This is a genomic window from Thermophagus sp. OGC60D27, from assembly GCF_052400625.1.
Classification (GTDB): domain Bacteria; phylum Bacteroidota; class Bacteroidia; order Bacteroidales; family Marinilabiliaceae; genus Thermophagus.
The window spans coordinates 1-1,776 of sequence record NZ_JBQTGH010000032.1; the positions used below are offsets into that span (position 1 = coordinate 1).

Genomic DNA, 1,776 nt, shown 5'->3' on the forward strand with positions numbered 1-1,776 from the left:
GGAGGTGTTTTGTTGGTTACAACAACTTAGTCAAAAGCATAGAAGGCAGATGTCCTGCGGGTGACCGAATCCGGGTCAGAGTTCTGATGACAACCAGACGTCCCTTTTTGCAATGAGGACATCTGGTCACGTCAAACCCGGTTAACCTTATGTAACCTTCCCCGTAAACCGAACAGCTTAAAATCAGTCTGTAACCTTCCCCCTTTTCCAGCCCAACTCTAAAACAGCCATATTACTCTTCATAAAACCAAAATTCCAAATGCATATTGCGGTAAGCAAATGGGGGCTGCCGGGGATAGCCAGATGCACCAAGGAGTTAAAATGTCGGTAAGATACTCCTCGCCCTTCACCATCCCACCCTTTTACCATCAACCCATTAGATTGTTAGATGTAAGATTATTAGATTTAAGATATCAGATGCTTCATGCACTATGCTATCCTGAGCGCTAGTCTCCCCTTCCGGCTTCTGACCCCTAGCCTCTGGCTTCTGGCTTCTAACCTCTGTTATAAAACCACTCTTGAAGGCATATCTGCATTTAATCCACAATCATTCTGGCTTTTTGGCAGCCATGATAAAAGTTGGCGTCGCCGTGTGTAAAGATGGACATCAGCTTGTCTATCCGATTTTTCAGCAGGTTGTTGGCGTCCGACAAGAGCTGTTCCATTTGGTTGATAGCCACGCTCGATTTTATTTGGTAGGCACAGGCAGACCATTTCACCATCCGGAAAACAATAAAACAGATTACTATACCAACGGATTGAGCGCGAAATCATCCCTTTTTCAAAACGAATTTTAATTATAAAAAACCGGGATAAACCATCGCACGACCAACAATAATCATCATACAAGCCTTACAAGTATAAGAGCTTTAAAAATTAAATCATTAATGAATTTAAGTTTTTAGTCTTATGAAACTCACCTACATTAATTATCCCCCAGTGTGTAAAACAATTCCCACGACTCGTTTCAATTAACCATAGCGGTGCCAGGCCACAATTCAACAAGTTCTTGATTGAAGGGACTTTTAATGCTCACTACGGAGCTCTAAAGCATCTTCCGGGTTTTATGGCATCTACTAATTTACATTTCAACAAACCCCTTTACATCACCTTTGAGCGGCACTTCTCTTCTTATCGTATCAGGCCGGCTTTAGTCACAAAAGCAGTCCTGCTTTTTTCTCTGTAGCCGTACGGCTTTTTCAAGTGGAGCAACATTGCTATAATAACCTGAACAGCATTGCTTCATAAGGTGTTAAAAGGGTTAGAGACAGTATCCATTAACCAGGAAGAGATCCTTGAATATAATATTGACATTTTGTGATGTAAGATCATTAGATTTCATCCCACACCCACCGGTCCCTAAAGGGGGTGTGCCAGAGCGCAGAGTTCAGAGGCCAGAAGTCAGAAATAACAAGAAGATATAAGTTGATATAGATAGAAAAAAGTAGATAAAAAAAGCCTAACAGCCTATTATATCGGCCTATTAGCCTATTAACCTATCAACCTATCGGCCTATTAGCCTATTAGCCTATCAACCTATCGGCCTATTAGCCTATTAGCCTATTAGCCTATCAACCTATCGGCCTATTAACCTATCAACCTATCGGCCTATTGGCCTATTAGCCTATTAGCCTATCAACCTATCGGCCTATCGGCCTAATCTCAACCGTTATAAAACAAAAAACTCCGACTCAACTAATGTGAATCGGAGTTTTCTTGTTTTAAAAGTCGGCGGCGACCTACTCTCCCGCTTTTACGCAGTACCATCGGCGCTAA

Annotated in this window: 1 protein-coding gene and 1 pseudogene; both read right to left on the bottom strand. The window is 42.0% G+C overall.

Annotation, left to right across the window (positions count from 1 at the left end; all coding sequences use genetic code 11):
- Positions 1–16: 16 nt before the first annotated feature.
- Positions 17–160 (bottom strand): annotated as a pseudogene (locus tag ACT29H_RS16710) (IS91 family transposase); the annotation flags it as partial.
- 376 nt (positions 161–536) lie between these two features.
- Positions 537–722: a hypothetical protein gene (locus ACT29H_RS16715; protein WP_444822799.1), complete on the bottom strand. Its 186-nt coding sequence runs from the start codon at positions 720–722 to the stop codon at positions 537–539.
- Between the last annotated feature and the right edge of the window lie 1,054 nt (positions 723–1,776).

Coding starts and splice junctions, on each gene's coding strand:
- ACT29H_RS16715 (WP_444822799.1), bottom strand. CDS start 722: ATGGTGAAATGGTCTGCCTGTGCCTACCAAATAAAATCGAGCGTGGCT.